Below are 21,930 nucleotides of genomic sequence, written 5' to 3'. Positions count from 1 at the left end.
TACTGCTCGGTCTCCTGTTGTGCGGGTGCCGAAGGGTGCGATGTGCGGTCGCGGTGCTTCGTACGGACACCGGAGGGAGGCTCAAGGCCCCTTCCGGGCACGACGGTTCACCGTCACCGGCAGGCGCGGGCACTCTTGGCCCCCGCCCGCCGGCTCCGGCTGCCGTGGACCCCGCTCGGGTCCACGGCTACCGGCCGAGGGCCGTCCCCCTCAGCCGGACTCCTGGAGATCCCGGCCCGGATCGCGGGCCCTGGATCAACGCGGATCAGGCCTGGGCCGTGATCCGCGCGAGACGCTGTGCTTCCGCGCGGGCGTCACGTGCGATGGATTCCTCGTCGACGGTGAGCAGCCGGTTGTTCTCGACGATCTGCTTGCCGTTGACGAAGGAAGCGGTGACCGGAGCGGCGGCACCGAAGACGATGGCGGTGACCGGGTCGGCGATCGTGGAGTGGCCGAGTCCGTCGACCTTCCAGAGCACGAAGTCGGCGAGCTTGCCGGCCTCGAGTGAGCCGATCTGGGCGGCGCGGCCCAGCACTTGGGCGCCGCCGTGGGTGCCGAGGCGCAGTGCCTGGCGGGCGTTGAGCGCGGCCTCGCGGTGCTGGGTGTTGAGGCGGTTGATGAGGAGCGCGTTGCGCAGCTCGGTGTGCAGTTCACCGGACTCGTTGGAGGCGGTGCCGTCCACGCCGAGGCCGACCGGGACGCCGGCCGCCAGCATGTCGGGGACACGGGCGATCCCGGCGGCGAGGCGGGCGTTGGAGGAGGGGCAGTGCGCGACACCGGTCTTCGTACGGGCGAAGGCCTCGATGTCGGAGTCGTTCATATGGACGCAGTGCGCCATCCATACGTCCTCGCCGAGGAACCCGGTGGACTCGAAGTAGTCGGTGGGGCCCATGCCGAAGAGCTCGTGACAGAACTTCTCCTCCTCCACCGTCTCCGAGCCGTGCGTGTGCAGGCGCACCCCGAGGCGGCGGGCCAACTCGGCGCCCTCACGCAGGAGTTCGGTGGTCACGGAGAAGGGCGAGCAGGGTGCGACGGCGATCTGGGTCATCGCGTCGAAGGAGGCGTCGTGGTGCTTCCCGACGGTCTCCTCGGTCGCGGCGAGCGCGCCTTCGAGGGTCTCGACGGCGAAGTCGGGCGGCAGGCCGCCGTCCTTCTCGGAGCTGTCCATGGAGCCGCGGGCGAGGGTGAAGCGCACCCCCATGTCGCGGGCGGCGCCGATGATCGCGCCCGACAGGTCGCCGGAGCCCTTCGGGTAGACGTAGTGGTGGTCCATGGCGGTGGTCACGCCACCGCGGGCCATCATCGCGAGGGAGCCCTGCGCGGCGGCCCTGACCATGGGTTCGTCGATGCGCGCCCAGGTGGGGTAGAGGGCGACGAGCCAGTTGAAGAGGTTGTGGTCGGTGGCGAGACCGCGGGTGATCCACTGGTAGAAGTGGTGATGCGTGTTGATCAGGCCCGGGGTGAGCAGATGGCCGGTGCCGTCGATCCGGCGGATCACGTTCTGCAGGTTCTCCGGGGCCCTGCCCGCACCCACCGACTCGATCCGGTTGTCCGCGACGACGAGGTGGCCCGAGGCGTACTCGGTGTCGTCGGCGTCCACCGTCGCGATGGCGCAGTTCTCGATGACGATGCGCGAAGCCGCCATGGCGGTTCCTCTTCCTGACATCGGGCTTTGCAGCCCGGCTTGTACGGACCCGGGGGTCGAGCGGGGTGACGACCGAGTCCGTGGTGCACGGTGCGAACGCTTCGTCGCGTCCGGCGTGCGGGTGTTGCGCAGATGCCCCCGCTCCCCTCCTGGCCCCCGGGTGCTTCCGCGGAGCGGAAGCTCCCGGGGGTGACGCCGGCGCATACGCGTCGGAGGTTCTCAGGGCCTGGCGCGTTCCTGGCGTGGAACGGTCAGAGGTTGGTCATGTCGGCCGGGATCTGCGGCTCGACGCCATCGCGGAGGATGGTGGCCTCGATCAGTCCGTAGGGACGGTCGGCCGCGTAGTAGACCTCGTTGTCGTTCTTGAGGCCGAACGGCTCCAGGTCGACGAGGAAGTGGTGCTTGTTCGGGAGCGAGAAGCGGACCTCGTCGATCTCCGAACGGCTGTTGATGATGCGCGAACCCATTTGGTACAGGGTCTGCTGCAGCGACAGGGAGTAGGTCTCCGCGAATGCCTCGAGCATGTTCTTCTTGACCTGCTCGTAGGACTTCTCCCAGTTGGGCATCCGCTGCTCGTCGTCGCTCCAGTTGAAGCGCCAGCGGCCGGACACCTGGGTCGCCAGGATGCGGTCGTACGCCTCCTGCAGCGTCGTGTACTTGTCCTTGACGTAGCCCCAGAACTCCGAGTTGGTGGAGTTCATGACGATGAGGTCCTTGAGGCCGGAGATGACCTCCCACTTCTCACCGTCGTACGTGATCTGGGTGACGCGGGTCTCCTGGCCCTTGCGGACGAAGGAGTGGTTGACCTCGTCGGCGCCGATGAACTTGGAGTTGGCGTCCGAGGTCGCGATGCGGTCCCAGGCGTACTCCTCGATCCGGATCCGCGCCTGGTGGATCGGCTCCTGGCTCGTCACGAAGTGCCGGGCGAGGTGGATGCCGAACTGCTCGGCGGACTCGATGCCGTATTCCTTGGCGAACGCGTACACCGTGTTCTTGGTGGTGTCGGTCGGCAGGCAGTTGGCGTTGGAGCCGGTGAGGTGCACATCGGACATGTCGCCGGACAGGGCGACGGACACGTTCAGGTCCTTGATGTGGTGCGTGTCGCCGTCGCGCGTGATCTTCACGACGCGGTTCTCGGCCTTGCCGTACTGGTTCTGTCCCAGAATCGTGGGCATGTCTGCTAGCTCCCTCGGTAAACGGAGTAGCCGAACGGGTTGAGCAGCAGCGGTACGTGGTAGTGCTCGCCCGGCTTGACGGCGAACGTGATCGCCACCTCCGGGAAAAACGCACCGCTGTCCCGATTCGCGGGGGCGTCCTGCTGGGCTTCGGCTTGCTTGGTTGAGAAGTACGCCTCGGTCTCGAAGTCGAGACGCACGTGGGTGGTGCCCTCCGGCAGCGCCGGCAGGTCCTTGCAGCGCCCGTCCGCATCGGTCTTGGAACCGCCGAGTGCCACCCAGTCCGCACCGGAGCCGGCGCGGGCCGCGAGCGAGATGGCGACGCCTTCGGCGGGGCGTCCGATGCTGGTGTCCAGGATGTGCGTGGACACCGAAGCAGTGGTGTCGGTGCTCATGCGTCGCTTCCTTCTTCTACGAGGCGGGTCAGCCGGATGCGGTTGATCTTGCCCAGCTCGGCGCGGACGATCTCCCGCTCCTGCTCGGGCGCGTTCTCGATCCGGGTCTTGATCTGGCCGAGCATGAATTCGGCCGTCGCGCCGGTCGCGCAGATGAGGAAGACATGTCCGAACTTCTCCTGGTAGGCCAGGTTCAGTTCGAGCAGTTCGGCCTTGAGCTCCTCGGAGGCTCCGGCCATGCCCCGCTGTTCACGGGCCGAGGTCGGATCCCCTGGCTTCGGGCGTCCGATCGGCGGGTGCCCCGCCATCGCCTCCTCCAGGTCCGCGCTGGTCAGTTCGGCCATGGCGGCGTCGCTTGCGGCGAAGAGGGAGTCGGTGGATGCGAAGGGGCGCTGGGCGAGCAGCTTGCTCCCCCACGCCGAACTGGCGCACACCTCGTGGAGTTCCGCGGTGGCCGCGGTCTCCTCGGAGGTGTTGAACCGGGCGAGGCCCGGTGTCGTACTGGAAGTCACGGGAAGCCTCCGGTGGCCGGAAGTGGCCTTGTGCTGGACGGGCTGGGATTAGCTAAGACCTTCGGCAACACCGCGTCAACACTTTGTTGAAATCTCTTGAACAAAGAAACCGCCACCCGACATTTCGGGTGACGGTTTCTCCACGGTGGGTGACCGGCAGGTGGGGCGCTACCCGCGCCGCTACTCGCTCTTGGCGGTGTTCTGCCTGTTCAGGTAGTTGTACACGGTGAAGCGCGAGACGCCTATGGCGCCCGCCACGGTCTCCACGCCATGCCGTACGGAGAACGCGCCACGGGCCTCGAGAAGACGTACGACCTCCTGCTTCGACTTGCGGTCGAGCTCGGAGAGCGGCCTGCCGTGCTTGCGCTGCAGGGCGGCCAGGATGTGCTCGAGGGAATCGGCCAGCTGCGGCAGACGTACGGCGAGGACGTCCTCGCCCTCCCAGGACAGGACGACATCGTCGCCCTCGGCCTCGCCGGGGGCGAGCAGCTCGCCGCCCATGGCGTCCACCAGCGGTTTGACCGCGGTGACGAAGGGGTGATCGCGGGGCTCGGTCACCGCTCCTCCCCCTCTCTGACGACATTCACCTGCAGCGAGACACGGGTGGCTCCGGCGGCAAGCGATTTGCGCAGCAGCGCGTCGACCGCGGTGAGCACCTCGTCGGCGCCGCCCTCCGCGGTGTTTCCGAAGGGGCCCACGTCGACGGCGTCGAGCGCGGCCCCCTGGATGACCTCGCGGGCCACCACCGCATGGGTGGGCGCCTCGTCGAGGTCGAAGGGCTCGGTCGTGAACTCCACTCTCAATCGCACGGGGTCAACCTACCGAGCCGTATCGGTTTTTCGGCAGCCCCCACTTGACAGCCGACCAGGGCCGAAGGCAATCTTCCATCAAGTAGAAAGTAACTTCCGCAATACGGAAGGAGCGCCTGCCCCTCATGGGATTCACGGACCAGCGCTTCAACGTCAACCTGTCGATCCTCTTCACGGAACTCCCGCTCCTGGAGCGCCCCGCGGCCGCTGCCGCGGCGGGCTTCACCGCGGTCGAGCTGTGGTGGCCCTGGGTCGACGCCCCCACCCCTGACCAGGCCGAGCTCGATGCCCTGAAGAAGGCCATCGAGGACGCCGGCGTCCAGCTGACCGGCCTCAACTTCTACGCCGGCCAGCTGCCGGGCCCGGACCGCGGTGCGCTGTCCATCCCCGGCGAGGAGTCCGAGAAGTTCCGCGCGAACCTCAAGGTCGCCGCCGACTTCGCCGCCTCCCTCGGCTGCAAGGCGCTCAACGCCCTGTACGGCAACCGCGTCGACGGTGTCGACCCGGCCGAGCAGGACAAGCTCGCCCTGGAGAACCTCGTCCTCGCCGCCCGCGAGGCCGACCGCATCGGCGCCATCCTGCTGATCGAGGCGCTGAACGCGCCCGAGTCGCCGAAGTGCCCGATCGTGAGCGCCCCCAAGGCGATCGAGATCGTGGACGCGGTCAACGCCGCCACCGGGCTCGGCAACGCCAAGTTCCTCATGGATCTGTACCACCTGTCCATGAACGGCGAGGACCTGCCCTCGGTGATCGAGCAGTACACCGAGAAGACCGGACATGTCCAGATCGCCGACAACCCGGGCCGTGGCGCCCCGGGCACCGGCGACCTGCCCCTGGAAGCCCTGCTCGACCAGCTGAAGAAGGCCGGTTACGAGGGCTGGGTGGGCCTGGAGTACAAGGCCGGCGACAAGCCGAGCGCCGAGTCCTTCGACTGGCTGCCCGCCGAGGCCCGCGCCGCGCGCTGAGGCTTCCGCGGCGTGTGCCGTACGCCCGGCGCGTCCCGTACGCGCCGCGCGTTCCGCACGCGCCTGTTGCCGCCCGGCTGTGCGGCGGGCGGCAACTCACCGACGTACCAAAAGCTTTGAGAGAGGCACCCTCATGAGCAACCTTCCCAAGATCGCATGGATCGGCCTCGGCATCATGGGCTCCCCCATGTCCGAGAACCTGATCAAGGCGGGTTACGACGTCACCGGCTTCACCCTGGAGCAGGACAAGCTCGACCGCCTCGCCGCCGCCGGCGGCACCGCGGCCAAGTCGATCGCCGAGGCCGTCAAGGACGCCGATGTGGTCGTCACGATGGTGCCCGCGTCCCCGCAGGTCGAGGCCATCGCGTACGGCCCCGACGGCATCCTGGAGAACGCCAAGTCCGGCGCGCTCCTGGTCGACATGTCCTCGATCACCCCGCAGACCTCGGTCGACCTGGCCAAGGCCGCCAAGGAGAAGGGCATCCGCGTTCTGGACGCCCCCGTCTCCGGTGGTGAGGCCGGCGCGATCGAGGCCGTCCTGTCCATCATGGTCGGTGGCGAGCAGGCGGACTTCGACGCCGCCAAGCCGCTCCTCGAGGCCCTCGGCAAGACCATCGTGCTGTGCGGTCCGCACGGCTCGGGCCAGACGGTGAAGGCCGCCAACCAGCTGATCGTGGCGGTCAACATCCAGGCCTGCGCCGAGGCCGTGGTCTTCCTGGAGAAGTCCGGCGTGGACCTGAAGGCCGCGCTCGACGTCCTCAACGGTGGTCTGGCCGGTTCGACCGTCCTGACCCGCAAGAAGGACAACTTCCTCAACCGCGACTTCAAGCCGGGCTTCCGTATCGACCTGCACCACAAGGACATGGGCATCGTCACCGACGCCGCCCGCAATGTCGGTGCCTCGCTGCCGGTCGGCGGCGTCGTGGCCCAGCTGGTCGCGTCCCTGCGTGCGCAGGGTGACGGCGGTCTCGACCACTCCGCGCTGCTGCGCGCCGTCGAGCGCCTCTCGGGCCAGCCGGTCGCCTGACGGCCCTGACCGGCCGCAGCCCCCTGATCTCCGGGTGGCGCCCGCGCTGACACCTGTCCTGTCGCGCCCAGGCGCGGGCGCCGCCCGGGTCACACTCCTGCTCAGACGCAGGTCACATCGTCTGTGGCGAACCCCGTTCGCATTTCTTCAACAAACTGTTGACGTTCGGTTCAGGCCGAACTTACGCTCCACCTCACAGCGGAAAAGTCTTTCCGCAGTACGCGGATCCAGCTCCGCCCATCCGCGGATTTTCCGCTCAGTAGCTCCCGCACGGAAGGTCACCATGTCGAAGCGCGTGCTTACGACCGAGTCCGGCGCCCCGGTCGCCGACAATCAGAACTCCGCCACCGCCGGCGTCGGTGGCCCGCTCCTCCTGCAGGACCAGCACCTGCTCGAGAAGCTCGCCCGCTTCAACCGGGAGCGCATCCCGGAGCGTGTGGTGCACGCCCGTGGCTCCGGCGCCTACGGCCACTTCGAGGTGACCGACGACGTCACCGGCTTCACGTCGGCGGACTTCCTCTCCGAGATCGGCAAGCGCACCGAGCTGTTCCTGCGCTTCTCGACCGTGGCGGACAACCTCGGTGGCGCGGACGCCGTCCGTGACCCGCGCGGCTTCGCCGTGAAGTTCTACACCGAAGAGGGCAACTACGACCTCGTCGGCAACAACACCCCGGTCTTCTTCATCAAGGACCCGCTGAAGTTCCCCGACTTCATCCACTCCCAGAAGCGTGACCCGTTCACGGGCAAGCAGGAGCCGGACAACGTCTGGGACTTCTGGGCGCACGCCCCCGAGGCCACGCACCAGATCACCTGGCTGATGGGTGACCGCGGTATCCCGGCGTCCTACCGCCACATGAACGGCTACGGCTCCCACACGTACCAGTGGACCAACGCCCAGGGCGAGGCCTTCTTCGTCAAGTACCACTTCAAGACGAACCAGGGCATCCGCTGCCTCTCCGCCGAGCAGGGCGCCGAGCTCGCGGGCCAGGACCCCAACTCGCACCAGACGGACCTGCTGCAGGCCATCGAGCGCGGTGTGAACCCCTCGTGGACCCTGTACGTCCAGGTGATGCCGGCCGCCGAGGCCGCGGACTACCGCTTCAACCCGTTCGACCTCACCAAGGTGTGGCCGCACAAGGACTACCCGCTGCAGCGCGTCGGCCGCCTGGTCCTCGACCGCAACCCCGACAACGTCTTCGCCGAGGTCGAGCAGGCCGCGTTCTCCCCGAACAACTTCGTTCCGGGTATCGGTCCTTCGCCCGACAAGATGCTGCAGGGCCGTCTGTTCGCCTACGCGGACGCGCACCGCTACCGCCTGGGTGTCAACCACACCCAGCTCGCGGTCAACGCCCCCAAGGCGACGAAGGCCGACAACTACGGCCGCGACGGTGTCATGGCGTCCAACGCCTACGGCCGTGACCGCAAGAACTACGAGCCGAACTCGTACGACGGCCCGGCCGAGACCGGTCAGCCGCTGTCGGCCCCGCTGGCCATCAACGGCTACACGGGCACCCACGAGGCCCCGGCCCACACCAAGGACGACGACTTCTTCCAGGCCGGTGAGCTGTTCCGGCTGATGTCCGAGGACGAGAAGAAGCGCCTGGTGGCGAACATCGCCGGCGGCCTGTCCCAGGTCTCCCGCGACGACGTCATCGAGAAGAACCTCGCCCACTTCCACGCCGCCGACGCCGACTACGGCAAGCGCGTCGAGGAAGCGGTCCGCGCCCTGCGCGAGGACTGAGGTTCAACCTCAAGACTGCGTACGGGGTCTGACGGGAGGTCAGGCCCCGGGCGCAAGAGCCCGAACCACGGACCCGGATGAGGGGTGGTCACGTGGATTGGGCAGTCCGCTCCGGCGGACGAGCGACTGGGCCGCGGCGGTGTGCGAGCCAGTGCGGTGGTAAAGGTTCCACGGCGCCCTTCTCGACCTGAGGGATGGGTGGTCCGGGTTCCATCGCATCCGCCGCGGTCCCAGCGGTATCCGCAGTACCGAGACTCCGTCCGGCGGCGCGAACGTCCTGTCACGCCAGCCTTGCGCCGTCGGACGGCACCAACTCCTCAGCCAGAGCGCCGAGTTCACGGACGGTCCCGTGAACTCGGCGTTCTTTGTGCACTCGGTTGCCGGTTGCTCAGCCGTCCTCGGCCGCGGGCTCGGGCTTGAACGCCCCAGCTCGCAGCAGGGCCTCCACGTCGAGGGTGACCTTGGCGCCCAGGGAGTCGGGCAGCACGGCCACTTCGCCGGCCGCGTGGACGCGGTGGCTGCCGTAGGCCTCGCCGTCCGGTTCGGTCAGGACGTGAACGCGCTGGTGCTTGCGGTCCACGAGCACGTATACGGGGATCTGAGCCCTGGCGTACGCGGTGGCCTTGGTACGCAGGTCCTGGTTGTAGTTGCTGGAGGTGACCTCCAGGACGAGCCGGAAGGACAAGGGGCCATAGCAGTTGAACTCGATGAGGTGCTCGTCGATGTCGGCGTCGACCACGGCGAGGTCCGGGATCGCGTACTCCTCGGGGCCTCCGGGGAGCCGGACGCCCACTCCTTGCAGGACCTCCGTCTCCCCGTCGTCCAGGCCTGCGTCGATCAAGGGGCGCATCAGCTTGGTCGGCACTCGGGCGTGAGGGCCGTCCGGGGGCGGGGTCATGAGGAGCAGGCCGCCGATGATCTCGACGCGGTACCCAGGGTTCTGCCCGATGAGCCTGTCGGCTTCTTTGAGCAGGGTCAGCGGTGCCTCGTCGCACAACGGGTGCTCAGCTGCTGCGGCAGACATGGCGGCCTCCTGTGGTGGTGTCGAGAGCATCACCGTGGGACGGCCCGCCCCCTCGCGTCCGCCGTCCACTCGGGCACCCGAACGAGTGATCCACCGGCCGCACACGACGAAGGGGCGATCCACCCCCCTCCGGGTGGACCGCCCCAACTCCCTTACGGTGAGGGAGACTCAGGAGCCTCAGCTCTTGAGGGTCTTGATGGCCGTGGGCGCGTGCCAGGACTCCGTGGCGATGTCCTCGAACTCCTTGACCGCCGAGATGTCGGCCGTCGGGCTCATCGCGATGTTGGTGATGCGCTCCAGGATCGCCTCGACGACGACCGGGACCCGGTACTCCTGCGCGAGCTTCTTCGCCTGCTCCAGGGCGTCGCCGAGCTCGTTCGGGTCGGTGACACGGATCGCCTTGCAGCCGAGGCCCTCGGCGACCTTGACGTGGTCGACGCCGTAGACACCCAGCTCGGGCGAGTTCTGGTTCTCAAACTCCAGGTTGACCTGGAAGTTGATGTCCAGACCGATCTGGGCCTGGCGGATCAGGCCGAGGTAGGCGTTGTTCACCAGGACGTGGACGTACGGGATGCGGTGCTGGGCGCCGACCGCCAGCTCTTCGATCATGAACTGGAAGTCGTAGTCGCCGGAGAGCGCGACGACCGGGGTCTCCGGGTCGGCCTTGGCGACACCGAGCGCGGCCGGGATGGTCCAGCCGAGCGGGCCCGCCTGGCCGCAGTTGATCCAGTGCCGCGGCTTGTAGACGTGCAGCATCTGCGCGCCGGCGATCTGGGAGAGGCCGATGGTGGTGACGTAGCGCGTCTCCGGGCCGAAGGCCTTGTTCATCTCCTCGTAGACGCGCTGCGGCTTCATCGGGATGTCGTCGAAGTGCGTACGGCGCTGCAGCGTGGCCTTGCGCTCCAGGTGCGAGGCGACCCACTCGGAGCGGTCGGGCAGCTTGCCCGCGGCCTTCAGCTCCTTGGCGACCTCGACGAAGAGCTCGAGGGCGCTGCGCGCGTCGGACGTGATGCCGTAGTCCGGCGGGAAGATCTTGCCGATCTGGGTCGGCTCGATGTCGACGTGCACGAACTTGCGGCCCTCGCGGTACACGTCCAGCTTGTAGCCGGTGTGACGGTTGGCCCAGCGGTTGCCGATGCCGAGGACGAAGTCCGACTCCAGGAACGTCGCGTTGCCGTAGCGGTGGCCGGTCTGCTGGCCGACCATGCCCGCGTTCAGGTCGTGGTCGTCCGGGATGGTGCCCCAGCCCATCAGGGTGGGCACGACCGGGGTGTTGGTGATCTCGGCGAACTCGACCAGGAGGTCGGAGGCGTCGGCGTTGATGATGCCGCCGCCCGCGATGATCAGCGGACGCTCGGAGGCCAGCAGGAACTGGATGGCCTTCTCGACCTGGGCGCGGGTCGCGGCGGGCTTGTAGACCGGCAGCGGCTCGTAGGTCTCCGGGTCGAACTCGATCTCCGCCATCTGGACGTCGATGGGCAGGTCGATCAGGACCGGGCCCGGACGGCCGGAGCGCATCAGGTGGAAGGCCTGCTGGAAGACGCCGGGGACCTGCGCGGCCTCCAGGACCGTGACGGCCATCTTCGCGACCGGCTTGGCGATCGACGCGATGTCGACGGCCTGGAAGTCCTCCTTGGACAGGAGGTGGCTCGGGGCCTGACCGGTGATGCACAGGATCGGGATCGAGTCACCGATCGCGGAGTACAGACCGGTGATCATGTCGGTGCCCGCGGGGCCCGAGGTGCCGATCGCGACACCGATGTTGCCCGGGTTGGTGCGGGTGTAGCCCTCCGCCATGTGCGTGGCGCCCTCGACGTGCCGGGCCAGCGTGTGGTCGACACCGCCGACCGTCTTGAGCGCCTTGTAGAAGGGGTTGATCGCGGCGCCCGGCACACCGAACGCGTTCGTAACGCCCTCGCGCTTGAGGATCTCCACTGCCGCCGCGGCGGCTGTCATTCGAGGCATCGAGTACTCCTGCGTCGACCTGTCGGGCACTCCCGCGGGCCACCGGCGGCCATTTCCGCTCGGTTTCCACTATGCGAAAGTTATGTTCTGCGATACGGAAGCAATGTAAGAGCTGGTCGCAATGGCCGTCAAGGCCCAATCCGCGCCCGGTCAGGGAGGAACCTCGCCAAGTGGCTCCACAGGAGCCGCTGGTTGATGGACCATGGAGACCGCGGCAGGGGAACGCAGGTACGCCGAGAGGGCGGCCGTGGACATGGACGGCCGTGAGATGGGGTGGCCGTGATGGGTGAGAGCATTCCGGTGCGCTGCCCGGTCTGCAGGCGCGAGCATGTGTACGCGCCACCGACCTTCCCCTGCGCCTGCGGCGCCCCCGTGACCCCGCCCGTCATCCGCGGTGCGCACGCCGTCCCGATCACCCATCACACCTGGTCGGAGGACTGGGTCAGCGTGCGCTGCCCCTCGTGCGGGCGCCAGGACCAGTGGCCGCAGCCGGAGCTGGGCTGCGCCTGCGGCACGGTCCTGCGGATCCCCGTGCGCTCGGTGGCGGGGCCGCAGCCGCCCGCAGCCCCTCCCCTGCACATACCGCTGCCGCCGACCGCGCCGACGCCGCGCCCCGCGTTCCACCCGATGACCATCCGCACCGCTCGCGACGCGGTGACGGCGGCGGCCCTGTATCTGAAGTGGCTCGGCTACCGCGACATCCGCCACACCAGGGAGCGCCCGCCGGCGGGCATCGGCCTGCACGCACCCGGCCTCGTCGCCCAGGTCGAGCCGTCCACCCGGCCCGCCTCACTGCGTGACGTGGAGTGCCTGTGGCTCAGCGCCCTCACGCAGTCCGCGATCGCCGTCCACTTCTCCCTGGCCGGTTACTCGGACGAGGCCCGCGCCCGCGCGGACGAGCTCCGCATCCCCCTCTTCGTGCTCGATCTGACGGGCACCCCGCAGCCCGTGAACAGCCCCGCGGACGAACTGGTGAGCACGGGGGCGCAGGGCGGGACACGGGCATAGGGCGGGCGGGACACGGACGTAGGGCCCTCGCGGAGAGCCGCCTTCGGGAAGACTGTCCCCATGCGCATACGCCCCGCCACACCCCGCGATCTCCCCGTCCTGCGGGACATCGAGCGCGCCGCCGGTGAGCCGTTCCGCGGGATCGGCATGCCGGAGATCGCCGAGGACGAGCCGCCCGCGCTCGACGTGCTCGACGCCTTCCGGCGGGCGGGGCATGCCTGGGTGGCGGCCCCGGACGACGACGGGGCGCCGGTCGCGTACATCGTCTGCGAGCCGGTGGACGAGGCCCTGCACGTCGAGCAGGTCTCCGTCCACCCGTCGGCCGCACGCCGGGGCGTGGGCCGGGCCCTGCTCGCGTACGCGCAGGACCGGGCGCGCGCGGAGGGCCTCACGGCCCTCACCCTGACGACGTTCGCCGATGTGCCATGGAACGCCCCGTACTACGCACGCATCGGCTTCCGGATCCTCGACGAGGCGGAACTCACCCCCGGGCTGAGAAAAATCAGGGACTACGAAGCAGAACTCGGCCTGGACCGCTGGGAGCGGGTCTGCATGCACCGCTACGCCTGAGCGCTCCGCGGGAAGTCCGGTGCATCATCTGCGGGTGCGTCGTGGCTTGTCGCTCCCCCAGCTACCGCTGGGGGTACCCCCAGCGCGGCGGAGCCGCATATCGACACAGCCCCGCGCCCCTTCGGGGCACGACGAACCGCACTGGACTTCCCCCGAGCCGCTTGGAGCCCGTCCGGCTATCCACGGACCTCGTCCGGCGATCTACAGAGCCCGTCCGGCCATCTACAGAGCCCGTCCGGCGATTGAGGACAAGCCCGTAGGGCGGTGTGACGGCCCGCAGGCCGACGGTGCCGACCGAAACTCCGCAAGCCTCCCGCTAACCCGCGTACCGCGCCCGCAGCTCCACCTTCCGCACCTTCCCCGACACCGTCATCGGAAAGCCCTCCACGACCTGGAGCCGGGCCGGAATCTTGTAGTGGGCGAGCCGGTCACGGCAGTACTCGCGCAGCTCCTCCAGGGTCAGATCCCCCGCACCCTCCCGGAGGATCACGCAGGCCAGGACCTCCTCGCCGTAGCGCTCGTGCGGGACGCCGACGACCTGGACGTCGGCGATCTTCGGGTGGCCGTAGAGGAACTCCTCGATCTCGCGGGGATAGATGTTCTCGCCGCCACGGATGATCATGTCCTTGATGCGGCCGACGATCTGGACATAGCCGTCCTCGCGCATGACCGCCTGGTCACCGGTGTGCATCCAGCGGCCCCTGTCGATCGCCTCGGCCGTCCTCGCGGCCTCGTTCCAGTAGCCGAGCATCACGCTGTAGCCCCGGGTGCACAGCTCGCCCGGGGTGCCGCGCGGCACGGTCGCGCCGGTGGCCGGGTCGACGACCTTGACCTCCAGGTGCGGATGGACGCGGCCGACGGTGCCGGTGCGGCGTTCCAGGTCGTCGGACATCCGGGTCTGCAGCGACACCGGGGAGGTCTCGGTCATGCCGTAGCAGATGGAGACCTGCTCCATGTGCATCTCGGCGACGACCCGCTTCATCACCTCCACCGGGCAGGGTGAGCCCGCCATGATGCCGGTGCGCAGGGACGTGAGGTCGTACGCCGCGAAGTCCGGCAGGCCCAACTCCGCGATGAACATGGTCGGTACGCCGTACAGGGACGTGCAGCGCTCCCGCTCGACGGCCCCGAGGGTCGCCTCCGGGTCGAAGGACGGGGCGGGGATCACGATGCAGGCACCGTGCGCGGTGGCCGCCAGATTGCCCATGACCATGCCGAAACAGTGGTAGAAGGGCACCGGCACGCAGATCCGGTCCTGCTCCGTGTAGCCGATCAACTCCCCCACGCGGTGGCCGTTGTTGAGGATGTTGCGGTGCGAGAGCGTGGCACCCTTGGGGAAGCCGGTGGTGCCCGAGGTGTACTGGATGTTGATCGGGTCGTTACAGCTCAACCCGGCCTCTACGGCGGCCAGTTGGGCATCGGTGACGGTCCGCGCGGCGTCCAGGAGCGCGTCCCAGGAGCCGTCCTCGATGTAGTGCACGGAGCGCAGGCCGGCGCAGTTCGGCCGCACCTGCTCGACCAGGGCCCGGTAGTCGCTGCCCTTGTGGGTCAGGGAGGCCACGAGGAGCGAGATCCCCGCCTGGTTCAGGACGTACTCCAATTCATGGGCGCGATAGGCCGGGTTGATGTTCACCAGGATCGCGCCGATCCGCGCGGTCGCGTACTGCACGAGAACCCACTCGGCGCAGTTCACCGCCCAGATCCCGACCCGGTCGCCCGTGGCCACTCCCATTCCGAGCAGTCCGCGCGCCAAACGCTCGACGGCGTCCCCGAATTCGGTATAGGTCCAGCGCGCACCGGAGGGCAGATCGACCAGGGCCTCCCGGTCGGGGAACGCCTCGATCGCGCGGTCGAGGCTGCGTCCGATGGTGTCGCCGATGAGCGGGGTGTCGACCACCCCGTGTGCGTACGAGAGCGGGGACGTCTGCGGCATGGCGCCAGGATGCCGCGACGGCACCCGGGTGCCTACCCCCGAGTGAGGGGAGCACGGCACAGCGGATGACACAGACGCTCCCACCGTTGCTTCGGGAAGCGCGACTTGTCCGCTTCTTTGCCGAACTCTCGGCGCCCTATCGGCCCGCTATCAGCCGCCTATCCGTGCGCTATCCGGATTCTCTCCACCGGCTCTCCGGGTTTTTTATGGCGAAATCAGTGCCGGTTTACGGTGTTACGTTTCCGTGGCTCTCCGAGCCGAACTCCGCCTCAAGGGCACTGATACGGCACCTGATAGGGAATGAAATACGTGTTTAGCAGACGTCCGCGCACCGCGTGGATGACCGGGCTTCTGGCCGCCGCCGTCACCACCGGGGCGCTCACCGCCGCCCCGGCCCAGGCCGTCGAGGGCGCCGCCGCCGAGGACGGGAGCCATGCCTTCACCGCCCGGCTCGACATCGGTTCCGGCACCCGCGGTTGCTCGGGCGCCCTGGTCGACAAGCAGTGGGTGCTCACCGCCGCAAGCTGCTTCGCGGACGACCCCGCCAAGGGCGCCGGGGTCACCGAAGGCGCGCCCAAGTGGAAGACGACGGCGACCATCGGGCGTACCGACCTGAACGGTTCGGCCGGGACCGTGGCGGATGTCGTCGAGCTCGTCCCGCACGAGGGCCGCGACGTGGTGCTGGCCAAGCTGGCCAAGCCGGTCACCGGCATCACCCCGGTGGCCGTGGCGACCACGGCGCCCGCCAAGGGTGAGCGGCTGAAGGTCGCGGGCTACGGCCGTACGCACACCGAGTGGGTGCCCGACAAGCTGCACACGGCCGCGTTCACGGTGGACTCGGTGCAGGCCTCATCGGTCGGCCTGACCGGCGCCGACCCCGCCGGGGCGACCGTCTGCAAGGGCGACACCGGCGGACCAGCGTTCCGCGAGAGCGCCGGGCGGGCCGAACTGGTCGCCGTCAACAGCACCTCCGGGCAGGCCGGTTGCGTGGGCACCGACCCCTCGGAGACCAGGCGCGGCGCCGTCGACACCCGCGTGGACGACCTCAGCACCTGGGTGCAGAAGGTCAGTTACCGCACCGAGTTCCCCAAGGCACCCTGGAAGTACGCCGAGCACATCGCCTCGGGCTACTTCACCGGCGGCTCGGCCGGCGGCAAGCGCCACATGGACATGATCGTGCGCTGGGTCGACGGCGAAGTCACCCTCTACCAGGGCGCGGACGACAAGAACTCCAGGCACCCGTTCGCGGCCGAGTACCGCATAGCCGCCCCGAACAGCGTCTTCAAGCACGCCAAGCAGATCACCGGGGCGAGCTTCGGCGGCGGCTCGGACGGCCTGGTCGTGCGCTGGGTCGACGGTGAGCTGACCCAGTACACCCACGTCGACCGGAAGGGCTTCCACGGCGAGAAGAAGCTGGCGCCCGCCAAGAACAAGACCTGGACGTACGCCAAGCAGATCACCGCGGGCCGCTACACGGCCAACGCCCAGCGCGACGATCTCCTGGTCACCTGGGCCGACGGCGAGGTCTCGCTCTACGCCGACCTGAACACCAACGCCCTGCGCGGCGAGAAGACCCTGAAGAAGCCCAACAAGACCTGGACGTACGCCACTCAGGTCACCGCGGGCGAGTTCACCGGCAAGAAGACCGCGGACCTCCTGGTCCGCTGGGTCGACGGCGAGACCACCATCTATCCGGGGGTCGACGGCGGCGGCTTCCACGGCGAGGTCAGGATCAAGCCGGCGAAGTCCGTCTGGTCCAAGGCCACCGTGGTGAACGCCGGTGCGTTCGTCGCCAACGAGCGGCCGAACGACGTCCTGGTGCGCTGGTCCGACAACTCGCTCCGGCTGTACCCGGGGGTCGACGCGGCCGGTACGCACGGCGAGGTCCGCCTCACCGGCTGACCCGGGACCCCGCAGTCCCCGTCTCCGTCCCCGTCTCCGTCTCCGTCTCCGTCGCCTCATCTCGCTCCACCTCATCTCACTCCACCCCACCCCACCTCAAGGAAGGCAAGCAGCAGTCCTCATGAGACGAACACCATGGGTGCGCGCCGTCGTCCTCGGCATCTGCGCCTCGATCGCCTGCACCGCACCCGCCGCGGCCGCCCCTTCAGCCGACGGCAGGAGCGCGACGCGGGACGAGATCCGCGAGGCCAGGAAGGCGGAGAGCTACTGGACGCCGGAGCGTATCCGCGGTGCCGTCTCGGTCGACGCCGTGGACGGCGGGGCCAAGAAGGAGACGGGGACGGCGCCTGGCACGGAGACCCACGAGCCCGGTGCGCGCGGCAAGCGTTCGCTGCGCGCACCGAGCCACCCGACCACCGAGGGCATCCCCACGGTCGGTGTGTTCCTGATCAGGGGCGGCGACGGCGAAGCCACCGCCGACCAGTTCTGCAGCGCGAGCGCCGTCGCATCGCCGACCAAGAGCCTGGTGGTCACGGCGGCGCACTGCCTCAAGGGCGGTCGTGGTGCCCGCGATATCGCCTTCGTGCCCGGCTACCGTGCCGGTGCCTCGAAGGCGGGCCAGGTCGGCGAGACGCCGTACGGGATCTTCCCGATGAAGCCGGGCAAGCTCTGGATCGACGGCCGCTATCTGCGCGCGGCGCCCGACGACGACGTGGACTTCGCCTTCCTGCGGGTGGGCCCGAACTCCCGTGGGCAGCTCCTGGAGGAGGCGACCGGGCCGGGCAACACGCTCACCGCCGTGGACTCCGCGCACCTGGCGCGCGCGAAGGTGACGATCGCCGGCTATCCCGGCGGTCAGAAGACACCGCTGCAGTGCACGAACGACACGACCGCCTTCCAGGGGCGGTTCATGGAGATCAAGTGCGACGGATTCCGTGCGGGCGTCAGCGGGGGCCCGTTCCTGGAGAACTTCGACGGCCGTCGCGGTGATCTGGTCGGTGTCATCGGCGGCTACAAGACCGGCGGGCTCTACGACCACACCTCCTACACCTCGCAGTTCGACGACGATGTGTCCCGGCTCTACCGGCAGGCGGTGACCGATACGACGCCGGACACGGGCGGCGGGCTCGGCGATGCCAGGACCTGGCAGCTGGCCAGGGCCATGACCGCCGGGCGGTTCCATCCGGAAGGGGCCGGCGGCCCGCACAGCGACCTGGTCGTGCGCTGGCTCGACGGCGAGGTCTCCCTGTATCCGGGCGACGGAAAGTTCGGCTTCGGCAAGGAGATCCGGCTCATCGGGCCCAACGAGACCTGGAAGAAGTACGCCGACGTGATCACCGCGGGTGACTTCACCGGAACCGGCACGTCCGATCTCCTCGTCCGCTGGTACGACGGTGAACTGACCCTCTACAAGGACGTCGACGCCACCACCAAGCTCCGCAACGAGATACGGCTGCTGCCGCCGAACCGGCTGTGGAAGAACGCGAAGGGCATCACCGCGGGCCGCTTCACCGGCGCCGGCACACGCGCCGACGACCTCGTGGTCCGCTGGTCGGACGGTGAGGTCACCCTCTACCCCGACGTCGACACGAAGGGCACGCACTCCGAGCGCCGCCTCGCCGCCCCCAACAAGACCTGGACGTACGCCCGGGACATCGCGGCGGGCAGCTTCGGACCCGCCTCCGGCACCGGGCAGAGCCGGACCGGCCAGGGCGCCGCCGGGCAGGACCTGTTCGTGCGCTGGGCCGACGGCGAGGTCTCGGTCTACGGCGACATCGGGGCCGGCGCTCTCAAGTCCGAGCACCGGCTCCGCGCCCCGGGCTCCGCCTGGCGGCAGGCCACGCTGACGACGGTGGGCGCCTTCGGCGGCGGCGGCCGCGAGGACGATCTCCTCACCCGCTGGTCCACGGGCAAGCTCGCCGTCAACGCGGACACCACGTACACCTCGCTCGACCGTGAGCGCACCCTGGTGCCCAACCCCACGTCCTGAAGGGTCAGTTCACGCCCCGTTCCATCCCCGACCAGTACGGCTCCCGGAGTTTGAACTTCTGGATCTTTCCGGTGGCCGTACGGGGGATGGCGGTGCGGAACTCGACGGACGTCGGGGCCTTGTAGCCGGCCATCCGCTCCTTGCAGTGGGCGATGATGTCGGCCTCCTGCGCGGTGGCGCCCTCCGCGAGCACCACGAGGGCCTTGATCGTCTCGCCCCACTTCTCGTGCGGGACACCGATGACGGCGACCTCGGCGACCGCGGGGTGGCTGAAGATGGTGTCCTCGACCTCGATGGACGAGACGTTCTCGCCGCCGGTGATGATCACGTCCTTCTTCCGGTCGGAGATCGTCAGATGGCCGTCGGACGCGTCGATCGTGCCGCCGTCACCGGTGTGGAACCAGCCGTCTCCGAGGGCCGCCTCGGTCTCGTCGGGCTTGTCCCAGTAGCCGTCGAGCACGACGTTGGAACGGGCCAGGACCTCGCCGCCGTCGGAGACCTTCAGTCGCACCCCGAGCGCGGGCAGCCCGGCACGGGACAGCTTGCGGGCCCGCTCCTCGGCGGGCAGCGCGTCGTCCTCGGGACGGATCCGGTTGAAGGTGAGCACCGGTGATGTCTCCGTCAGGCCGTAGATCTGGGTGAACTCCCAGCCGAGCTCCTCGCCCACGCGCTGGATCGTCCTGCTGGGCGGCGGCGCCCCCGCGCACACGATCCGTACCCGGTCGCGGCCCGGGATCTCGCCCTGCCAGGCCGCCGCCGCGTCCAGGACCGCGTTCCACACGGCGGGCGCGCCGCACATCAGCGTGACGCCGTGCCGCTCGACGCGGCGCAGGATCTCGGTGCCGTCGACCTTGCGCAGCACCACCTGCTGCACGCCGAGCCCGGCCATCACATACGGCATGCCCCAGCCGTTGCAGTGGAACATCGGCAGCGTGTGCATATACACGTCGCGCTCCCACACGCGGGTGTGCAGCCCGAAGGTCAGTCCGTTCACCCAGATGTTGCGGTGGGTCAGCTGGACGCCCTTGGGCCGGGCCGTGGTGCCCGAGGTGTAGTTGATGGTCGCGGTGGCGTCCTCGTCCGGGTGCGCCCACGGGCGCGGCTCGACACCGAAGCGCATCAGCTCGGTCTCGGTCTGCTCGCCGAGTACGAAGCGGTGGCGGGCCTTCACACCGGACAGCGCCTCGTCGAGCTCCGGGTCGACGAGCAGCACCGAGGCACCGCTCTGCCGCACCACGTACTCGATCTCGTCCGGCTTGAGGCGGAAGTTGACCGGGACACAGATCCGGCCGCTCATCGGCACCGCGAACAGCAGCTCAAGAAGGCGGGTCGAGTTGTGGCTGACCACCGCGACCCGTTCGCCCTCACCGACGCCGAGCGCGTCGAGCCCCGCCTGCCAGGCGCGCACCCGGTCGGCGAACATCCCGTAACTCAACTCGGGTACCGCAAGGGCTGGTTGGTCCGGTTCGTCGACGACACCGAGGCTGGAGGAGAACCCCAGCTCGGCCCGGTCGAAGAAATCCGCGACGGTCATGGGTATCCGCATGCTCGCTCCTGGGGATGGTCCGCAGCTGCTGCGACATTCTGCGTGCCGCGTTCTGCTTACTGCGCAGTCTTCTGCCCGGCCGCTCATTAACATCGTGTTATCGATGAGTTGGATCGCGCCACCCCCGGACGGGGGTGGAGATCGGCGAAGGGGCGCGGTGGTCGTGACGGCGGGCGGTGGTGAGGGAGTCGAGCTGCGGGCGGCCCTGGTGCGGTTGCGGCGCGCCACCGGGCTTCCGGTCGCCTTCGGCGGGCTGATCGAGGAGGGGCTCAGGCTGCGGATCGGCGAGTTGAGCGGGGCGGCGACGGGCGCGCTGCGCGGGCTCGGCGTCAGCAACGGCAGCGGCCTCGGCGGCAAGACCCTGGCCCTCGGCCGGCCCTGCGCGGTCACCGACTACCGCACCTCGCGGCACATCAGCCACGAGTACGACAGCGCGGTGGAGACCGAGGGGCTGCGGTCCGTGCTCGCGGTGCCTGTGGTGGTGCGGCGCCGGGTGCGGGGTGTTCTGTACGGTGCGCTGCGCACCGCGCAGCCCCTCGGCGACCGGGCGTTGACGGCGGCGGTGGACGCGGCCCGCGATATCGAGCAGGCCCTGGTGGTACGGGACGAGGCGCACGCGCTCCTTGCCGCGGCCCGCGAGCCGGTGGCCGGTCCCGGCGCCTGGGAGCAGGTGCGGGAGGCGCACGGCGCGCTGCGGGCCCTCGCCCCGCGCATCGTCGATCCGGCCCTGCGCGCCGAACTCCTCGCCGTCTGCGGCCGTCTGGCCGGCGCCTCAGCGGCGCCGCCGGAGCACACGGTGCGGCTCGCGCCGCGCGAGGTCGACGTCCTGGCGTGTGTGGCGTCGGGTGCGACCAACACGGCCACGGCGGCCCGGCTCGGTCTGCGCCCGGAGACCGTGAAGGGCTATCTGCGCTCCGCGATGCGGAAGCTGGGGGCGCACACCCGCCTGGAGGCGGTGGTGGCGGCCCGCCGTGCGGGGCTGTTGCCCTGAGATGACGCCCGCGGCCCCGGAGGCCCCGGGGTTTTGACGTCCGAAGTACCGACCAGGGGTGGCTGATTCATGGTGTCCGTCGACCGGATGCTCGCGTTCGCCGCGATGTCGTTGATCGTCATCGTCGTGCCGGGGCCCAGCGTGCTGTTCATGATCGGGCGGGCCCTGACGCACGGCCGCAGGACCGCCGTGGCGACGGCGATCGGCAACGCCGTCGGTTCGTATCTGCTCGTCGTGGCCGTGGCGCTCGGCGTGGGCGCGCTGGTGGAGCGGTCCGTGACGGTGTTTCTCGCGGTCAAGCTGGCCGGTGCCGCGTATCTCGTCTTTCTGGGTGTGCAGGCCTTCCGGCACCGCAAGGACATGAAGGCGGCGGACATGGCGGCGCCCGCGGGGCCACGGCACGGTGATCTGCGGACCGTCGCCGACGGGGTCGTGGTCGGGGTGACCAACCCCAAGGGCATCGTCTTCTTCGCGGCCGTGCTGCCGCAGTTCGTGGCGCACGACGCCGGTCATCTGCCCGCGCAGATGCTGCTTTTGGGCCTTGTGCCGATCGGCATCGGAATGGTGACGGACACGCTGTGGGGGCTGACCGCGTCGGCCGCGCGCACCTGGTTCGCCCGCTCGGACCGGCGCCTTTCGCTGATCGGCGGCGCGGGCGGCTTCGCGATGATCGGCCTCGGGGTGTCGGTGGCGGCCACGGGCCGGGCCGACTGAGCCCTGGCCCCTCGCCCC

General features: G+C 69.4%; 19 protein-coding genes. 9 read left to right on the top strand and 10 right to left on the bottom strand.

Annotated elements, in window-relative coordinates:
* Nucleotides 1–265 precede the first annotated feature (265 nt).
* The 6 genes from ACFQVC_RS02395 to ACFQVC_RS02370 all read right to left on the bottom strand — a co-directional run bounded on the left by ACFQVC_RS02395 (nucleotide 266) and on the right by ACFQVC_RS02370 (nucleotide 4,536).
* On the bottom strand, nucleotides 266–1,645 hold the full coding sequence (locus tag ACFQVC_RS02395; RefSeq protein ID WP_381825863.1) for an 8-oxoguanine deaminase: 1,380 nt from the start codon (nucleotides 1,643–1,645) through the stop codon (nucleotides 266–268).
* A 251-nt stretch (nucleotides 1,646–1,896) separates the two neighbouring features.
* Nucleotides 1,897–2,820, bottom strand: coding sequence for a factor-independent urate hydroxylase (pucL, locus tag ACFQVC_RS02390; protein WP_381825861.1), 924 nt, complete (start codon nucleotides 2,818–2,820; stop codon nucleotides 1,897–1,899).
* Nucleotides 2,821–2,825: 5 nt separating this feature from the next.
* Complete coding sequence (gene uraH, locus ACFQVC_RS02385; protein WP_381825859.1) at nucleotides 2,826–3,215, bottom strand: hydroxyisourate hydrolase; 390 nt, start codon at nucleotides 3,213–3,215, stop codon at nucleotides 2,826–2,828.
* A complete protein-coding gene (uraD, locus tag ACFQVC_RS02380) occupies nucleotides 3,212–3,727 on the bottom strand; it encodes a 2-oxo-4-hydroxy-4-carboxy-5-ureidoimidazoline decarboxylase (protein WP_381825857.1) in 516 nt (171 codons plus the stop codon). The genes uraH and uraD overlap by 4 nt, the downstream gene beginning before the upstream one ends.
* A 180-nt stretch (nucleotides 3,728–3,907) precedes the next feature.
* On the bottom strand, nucleotides 3,908–4,285 hold the full coding sequence (locus tag ACFQVC_RS02375) for a helix-turn-helix domain-containing protein (protein ID WP_381825855.1): 378 nt from the start codon (nucleotides 4,283–4,285) through the stop codon (nucleotides 3,908–3,910).
* Nucleotides 4,282–4,536: a YkoF family thiamine-binding protein gene (locus ACFQVC_RS02370; protein WP_381825853.1), complete on the bottom strand. Its 255-nt coding sequence runs from the start codon at nucleotides 4,534–4,536 to the stop codon at nucleotides 4,282–4,284. Before ACFQVC_RS02370 ends, ACFQVC_RS02375 begins: the two co-directional genes overlap by 4 nt.
* A 125-nt stretch (nucleotides 4,537–4,661) precedes the next feature.
* On the opposite strand from ACFQVC_RS02370, the gene ACFQVC_RS02365 reads away from it, so the two are divergent.
* From ACFQVC_RS02365 to ACFQVC_RS02355, 3 genes are all read left to right on the top strand, one after another.
* Entirely contained in the window at nucleotides 4,662–5,501 is an 840-nt protein-coding gene (locus ACFQVC_RS02365) for a TIM barrel protein (protein ID WP_381825851.1), read from the top strand.
* 133 nt (nucleotides 5,502–5,634) lie between these two features.
* Nucleotides 5,635–6,528: a 2-hydroxy-3-oxopropionate reductase gene (locus ACFQVC_RS02360; protein ID WP_381825849.1), complete on the top strand. Its 894-nt coding sequence runs from the start codon at nucleotides 5,635–5,637 to the stop codon at nucleotides 6,526–6,528.
* Between the two features lie 283 nt (nucleotides 6,529–6,811).
* Nucleotides 6,812–8,269, top strand: coding sequence for a catalase (locus ACFQVC_RS02355; RefSeq protein WP_381825847.1), 1,458 nt, complete (start codon nucleotides 6,812–6,814; stop codon nucleotides 8,267–8,269).
* 388 nt (nucleotides 8,270–8,657) lie between these two features.
* Here ACFQVC_RS02355 and ACFQVC_RS02350 read toward each other — a convergent pair whose 3' ends face one another.
* Together ACFQVC_RS02350 and gcl are read right to left on the bottom strand one after the other, a co-directional pair.
* Complete coding sequence (locus ACFQVC_RS02350) at nucleotides 8,658–9,293, bottom strand: Uma2 family endonuclease (RefSeq protein ID WP_381825845.1); 636 nt, start codon at nucleotides 9,291–9,293, stop codon at nucleotides 8,658–8,660.
* 177 nt (nucleotides 9,294–9,470) lie between these two features.
* The gene (gene gcl, locus ACFQVC_RS02345) at nucleotides 9,471–11,258 is read right to left on the bottom strand and encodes a glyoxylate carboligase (RefSeq protein ID WP_381825843.1); all 1,788 of its coding nucleotides are present in this window, start codon (nucleotides 11,256–11,258) and stop codon (nucleotides 9,471–9,473) included.
* A 282-nt stretch (nucleotides 11,259–11,540) separates the two neighbouring features.
* Here gcl and ACFQVC_RS02340 point away from each other — a divergent pair, with 282 nt between their 5' ends.
* The gene (locus ACFQVC_RS02340; RefSeq protein WP_381825841.1) at nucleotides 11,541–12,266 is read left to right on the top strand and encodes a hypothetical protein; all 726 of its coding nucleotides are present in this window, start codon (nucleotides 11,541–11,543) and stop codon (nucleotides 12,264–12,266) included.
* A 60-nt stretch (nucleotides 12,267–12,326) separates the two neighbouring features.
* On the top strand, nucleotides 12,327–12,836 hold the full coding sequence (locus ACFQVC_RS02335) for a GNAT family N-acetyltransferase (RefSeq protein ID WP_381825839.1): 510 nt from the start codon (nucleotides 12,327–12,329) through the stop codon (nucleotides 12,834–12,836).
* Between the two features lie 316 nt (nucleotides 12,837–13,152).
* Here the strand turns inward: ACFQVC_RS02335 and ACFQVC_RS02330 are convergent, their stop codons facing one another.
* Nucleotides 13,153–14,769, bottom strand: coding sequence for an AMP-binding protein (locus ACFQVC_RS02330; protein WP_381825837.1), 1,617 nt, complete (start codon nucleotides 14,767–14,769; stop codon nucleotides 13,153–13,155).
* A gap of 309 nt (nucleotides 14,770–15,078) precedes the next feature.
* Here ACFQVC_RS02330 and ACFQVC_RS02325 point away from each other — a divergent pair, with 309 nt between their 5' ends.
* Nucleotides 15,079–16,671, top strand: coding sequence for a S1 family peptidase (locus tag ACFQVC_RS02325; protein WP_381825835.1), 1,593 nt, complete (start codon nucleotides 15,079–15,081; stop codon nucleotides 16,669–16,671).
* Between the two features lie 121 nt (nucleotides 16,672–16,792).
* Nucleotides 16,793–18,661 carry a trypsin-like serine peptidase gene (locus ACFQVC_RS02320; protein WP_381825833.1) on the top strand — a complete coding sequence of 623 codons (1,869 nt, stop codon included), beginning with the start codon at nucleotides 16,793–16,795 and terminating at the stop codon, nucleotides 18,659–18,661.
* Nucleotides 18,662–18,665: 4 nt separating this feature from the next.
* Here the strand turns inward: ACFQVC_RS02320 and ACFQVC_RS02315 are convergent, their stop codons facing one another.
* Nucleotides 18,666–20,207, bottom strand: a complete 1,542-nt coding sequence (locus tag ACFQVC_RS02315; RefSeq protein WP_381825831.1) for an AMP-binding protein — start codon at nucleotides 20,205–20,207, stop codon at nucleotides 18,666–18,668.
* Nucleotides 20,208–20,310: 103 nt separating this feature from the next.
* On the opposite strand from ACFQVC_RS02315, the gene ACFQVC_RS02310 reads away from it, so the two are divergent.
* Both ACFQVC_RS02310 and ACFQVC_RS02305 read left to right on the top strand, forming a co-directional pair.
* A complete protein-coding gene (locus ACFQVC_RS02310) occupies nucleotides 20,311–21,198 on the top strand; it encodes a helix-turn-helix transcriptional regulator (RefSeq protein WP_381825829.1) in 888 nt (295 codons plus the stop codon).
* Between the two features lie 69 nt (nucleotides 21,199–21,267).
* Complete coding sequence (locus tag ACFQVC_RS02305; RefSeq protein ID WP_381825827.1) at nucleotides 21,268–21,912, top strand: LysE family translocator; 645 nt, start codon at nucleotides 21,268–21,270, stop codon at nucleotides 21,910–21,912.
* The last annotated feature ends 18 nt before the right edge of the window (nucleotides 21,913–21,930 follow it).

Source organism: Streptomyces monticola, from assembly GCF_042665355.1.
In the GTDB taxonomy this organism is placed as follows: domain Bacteria; phylum Actinomycetota; class Actinomycetes; order Streptomycetales; family Streptomycetaceae; genus Streptomyces; species Streptomyces monticola.
Note: the sequence above shows the minus strand (reverse complement) of the source record. Positions and strands in the feature narration are given on the sequence as shown.

Coding starts and splice junctions, on each gene's coding strand:
- ACFQVC_RS02395 (WP_381825863.1), bottom strand. CDS start 1,645: ATGGCGGCTTCGCGCATCGTCATCGAGAACTGCGCCATCGCGACGGTG.
- pucL (WP_381825861.1), bottom strand. CDS start 2,820: ATGCCCACGATTCTGGGACAGAACCAGTACGGCAAGGCCGAGAACCGC.
- uraH (WP_381825859.1), bottom strand. CDS start 3,215: ATGAGCACCGACACCACTGCTTCGGTGTCCACGCACATCCTGGACACC.
- ACFQVC_RS02365 (WP_381825851.1), top strand. CDS start 4,662: ATGGGATTCACGGACCAGCGCTTCAACGTCAACCTGTCGATCCTCTTC.
- ACFQVC_RS02360 (WP_381825849.1), top strand. CDS start 5,635: ATGAGCAACCTTCCCAAGATCGCATGGATCGGCCTCGGCATCATGGGC.
- ACFQVC_RS02355 (WP_381825847.1), top strand. CDS start 6,812: ATGTCGAAGCGCGTGCTTACGACCGAGTCCGGCGCCCCGGTCGCCGAC.
- ACFQVC_RS02350 (WP_381825845.1), bottom strand. CDS start 9,293: ATGTCTGCCGCAGCAGCTGAGCACCCGTTGTGCGACGAGGCACCGCTG.
- gcl (WP_381825843.1), bottom strand. CDS start 11,258: ATGCCTCGAATGACAGCCGCCGCGGCGGCAGTGGAGATCCTCAAGCGC.
- ACFQVC_RS02340 (WP_381825841.1), top strand. CDS start 11,541: ATGGGTGAGAGCATTCCGGTGCGCTGCCCGGTCTGCAGGCGCGAGCAT.
- ACFQVC_RS02335 (WP_381825839.1), top strand. CDS start 12,327: ATGCGCATACGCCCCGCCACACCCCGCGATCTCCCCGTCCTGCGGGAC.
- ACFQVC_RS02330 (WP_381825837.1), bottom strand. CDS start 14,769: ATGCCGCAGACGTCCCCGCTCTCGTACGCACACGGGGTGGTCGACACC.
- ACFQVC_RS02320 (WP_381825833.1), top strand. CDS start 16,793: ATGAGACGAACACCATGGGTGCGCGCCGTCGTCCTCGGCATCTGCGCC.
- ACFQVC_RS02315 (WP_381825831.1), bottom strand. CDS start 20,207: ATGCGGATACCCATGACCGTCGCGGATTTCTTCGACCGGGCCGAGCTG.
- ACFQVC_RS02310 (WP_381825829.1), top strand. CDS start 20,311: ATGAGTTGGATCGCGCCACCCCCGGACGGGGGTGGAGATCGGCGAAGG.
- ACFQVC_RS02305 (WP_381825827.1), top strand. CDS start 21,268: ATGGTGTCCGTCGACCGGATGCTCGCGTTCGCCGCGATGTCGTTGATC.